The organism is uncultured Meiothermus sp. (genome assembly GCF_937863175.1).
Classification (GTDB): Bacteria; Deinococcota; Deinococci; order Deinococcales; family Thermaceae; genus Meiothermus.
The window spans coordinates 1-3,020 of sequence record NZ_CALMCQ010000209.1 but is presented as its reverse complement, the minus strand read 5'-3'; the positions used below and the strand labels follow the sequence as shown (position 1 = coordinate 3,020).

Here is a 3,020-nt window from a genome sequence, read left to right as displayed (position 1 = left end):
CCACTACCTCAGGTCGAGGCTGTGGGAGCATTTGAAGGGCAATTCGAAAAGGAAACATCGGAGGTACACCGGCAGCAACTGCCTTTCGGACGGCTGCTTCAAAGCGGGCTGCGACAAGGGTTCTCGCTGTCGAGTTCGTTCAATGATCTGCATTAGCGTTTGTTCGCGAAAGAACAAACTCAACAGCTTCCCCTTCAGCCTCCCGTCCATTTTGACCTCATATCCAGTTCAACCTATCTGGATCGCTCAAATTTCAACAGCCACTCCTTCACACCCTCCCGCCCAGCAAACCCTCCCAAGCGCCCATCGGCATGAATCACCCGCTGCGCGGGCACAACCAGAAAAAAAGGAGATGCACGCATCCCTGCTCCACTGGCCCTAGGACTCAGGCCGCAGAGCCGTCCCACCTGGGCGTAGCCACGGGTTTCCCCAAGCGGGATCAGCCGCACTTGCTCGTACAGGGCCACCCGGCGGGCGTCGAAATCAGTGTAGTCCAGGGGCAGTTCCAGGAATGTTTCGTTCTTCTCTGCAAAGTAGCGATCTACTTTTTTACTCACCTCGCGCAGGAGCTTGTTGGGGCGCTCCGGGAATCCCTCACCCAGCACCAGCAGCTCCACCGATAGCAGGGCTTGGAAGGTGGCCCTGGCAAACAGTGGGCCAATCGGCGTGGGAATCAGCAGGCTGTACATCTCAGGATCTGGCGGCTTTTTCGCGTTTGCTGGTTTCTCGGGCTACGGCCCCATCCAGCATCAAGTCGAGAAACTTGGTCATCTCTTCTTTGAGCTGCCGCCCCGGTGTATAAGCAGCCCAGCGCAAGGCCGAAAGCAAATACACATCGGCAATCGAGCGGGAAATGCGCTCGAGCGACATATCACTCCTCAGTTTGCCGCGCAACTTGAGCGGGCGCAGGATATCGGCAATCAGGTCGCCCAGCGGCAGGGCCTCAAAAGCCGCCTTGGCCCGCTCGGGATCAGGGTTCAAGAGTTCGTAAGCCAGGGGCGAGAGCAGTACCCGTTCTTGCTCGCTTACATCGGCCAGGCGAGCCCACAACCGGTGTAAAACCTCGAGGGGGGGCTCTCCCTGGCCCAGCTCGACCAGGGCCTGTTCACGCAATTCGCCCAGCAGTTGTGCCCCGAAATCGAGCAGCACAGCCTCTTTGTAGGCGTAGTAGTTGAAGAAGGTACCCCTCGAAACGTGCGAGGCTTTGGCAATGTCGGTAGCAGTGGTTTGGTGAAACCCCTTCTCCCGGAACAGATGTATGGAAGTGCGAAAGATGCGATCACGGCGACGCTGCTTTTGTCTTTCCCGAAGACTGAGCATGAAGAGATTGTACCCAAGTCTAATAAATCGCGCTAGTTGCCTTTTGGCCAACCGCACAATTTTTTACTGGCCTTCTGGGTGGGTGGAGGGATGCGTTTAAATCCCCGATCCTCGCGCAAACAGACAAACTCCAACCTGCGTTGTACAGTAGACATCTGCGATGCGACGTCGTTCGATTTTCAGCTTTGTTCGTACCCGCCGCCGGGGCGATCAAATCTGGCTTTTTTTGTTGTTCCTGGGGGTGGTTGGATATTTCGTCTGGGATAACTACTTCGGCCTGGTTCCACAGAGCTACAAAGCAGCGGGGGGACTGGAACTCTACTTCGCTCCCCAGCAGGGCCGAGAGGCTAAAGACCGTCTGATTGGTCTGATTAATGGAGCCCAAAGCCGCATTGAGGTGGCCGTGATGGAACTGGAGGATCGCGAAATTGGGCAGGCCCTGATCCAGGCCGCTGCCAGAGGGGTGCGGGTACGGATGTTCAACGACTCCGATTATCGCCGCGAAACCCGCGAAAGTCTGGGGGTGCGCAGCAGCAGTCAGGCCCGTTGCGAGACCCTGCAGCAGGTGCAGGTTTGCTACGATAGCCGCAACAATGCCCTGATGCACCACAAGTTTGTGGTGATTGATGGCCAGGGGGTCTGGACCGGCAGCACCAACCTGACCTGGAGCGCTTTCGAGCGCAACAACGAGAACAGTTTGTGGCTTCCTGTGTTGGGCCTGGTGCAAGTCTACCAGGCTGAGTTTGATGCAATCTTTGCGGGTCAGGAAAGTGGGCTGGGCCGCTCCGAGCGTTTCCAGATTGGCGCCACCGAAGGCACCGTGTATTTTAGCCCTGCAGGAGGCCGCGAGGGCCGGGGCGCTATTCTTGACCTGATCAAGAGAACCCACCAGGAAATCTGGATTGCGGCGTTTGTATTGACTGATATTCGCCTGGTGGAAGCACTCACCAGAGCCCATGAGCGCGGGGTTCGGGTACGGGTGGTGATGGATGCGCGGAATCTGGAAAACTCCAGGGACGAAACCTTGAAGCAAGCCGGTATTGATGTACGCAAGGATGGCAACCCTTACACCATGCACCACAAAATAATTGTGGTGGACAGCGAATGGGTGGTCACCGGCAGCTACAACTTTACCAACTCTGGCTTTGGGCGTAACAACGAAAACCTGCTGATTTTGCGTGACCACACCCTGGCCCAGCACTACCAGCGTGAAGTGGAGGCCACCTGGCGAGTGGGAACACGTTTATGACCCGCCTGCCTGACTTGATTCTGGCCTCACAAAGCCCCCGCCGGGCCGAGTTGCTTCAGAGGCTGTCGCTACCCTTTCAGACCTGTCCGGCCAACATTGATGAAGATGTCTTGGGGCATCTGGCTCCCAGCGAAATGGCAAGGGAGCTGGCTGCCCGGAAAGCCCAGGCTATCTGGCAACAAGGGCAGTGGGTGCTGGCCGCCGATACGGTGGTGGCGATGGGCTCCGAAACACTGGGCAAACCGCAAAGCATAGCAGAAAACAAGGCGTTTTTGCGGCGTCTGTCGGGCCGTACTCATACTGTTTATACCGGCTTCGCGGTTTTGAAACCCGATCGGTTCTTGCACAGTGAGGTAGTCCTGGCTCAGGTAACTTTTCGGGCTTTGCAGGAGTGGGAACTCGAGTGGTACGCCCAAAGCCGAGAAGGGCTGGACAAGGCTGGAGGGTACGG

General features: G+C 57.2%; 4 protein-coding genes. 2 read left to right on the top strand and 2 right to left on the bottom strand.

Going from position 1 to position 3,020, the window contains the following annotated elements; all coding sequences use genetic code 11:
* Positions 1-233: 233 nt before the first annotated feature.
* Together Q0288_RS08235 and Q0288_RS08230 are read right to left on the bottom strand one after the other, a co-directional pair.
* Entirely contained in the window at positions 234-689 is a 456-nt protein-coding gene (locus Q0288_RS08235; protein ID WP_299429414.1) for a methylated-DNA--[protein]-cysteine S-methyltransferase, read from the bottom strand.
* 1 nt (position 690) lies between these two features.
* Positions 691-1,320 (bottom strand): TetR/AcrR family transcriptional regulator, encoded by a 630-nt coding sequence (locus Q0288_RS08230; protein WP_299429413.1) that lies wholly within the window; start codon positions 1,318-1,320, stop codon positions 691-693.
* Positions 1,321-1,480: 160 nt separating this feature from the next.
* Here Q0288_RS08230 and Q0288_RS08225 point away from each other — a divergent pair, with 160 nt between their 5' ends.
* Positions 1,481-2,569, top strand: a complete 1,089-nt coding sequence (locus Q0288_RS08225) for a phospholipase D-like domain-containing protein (RefSeq protein ID WP_299429412.1) — start codon at positions 1,481-1,483, stop codon at positions 2,567-2,569.
* A partial coding sequence (locus Q0288_RS08220) for a nucleoside triphosphate pyrophosphatase (RefSeq protein WP_299429411.1) occupies positions 2,566-3,020 on the top strand: 455 nt, incomplete at its 3' end. The genes Q0288_RS08225 and Q0288_RS08220, both read left to right, overlap by 4 nt.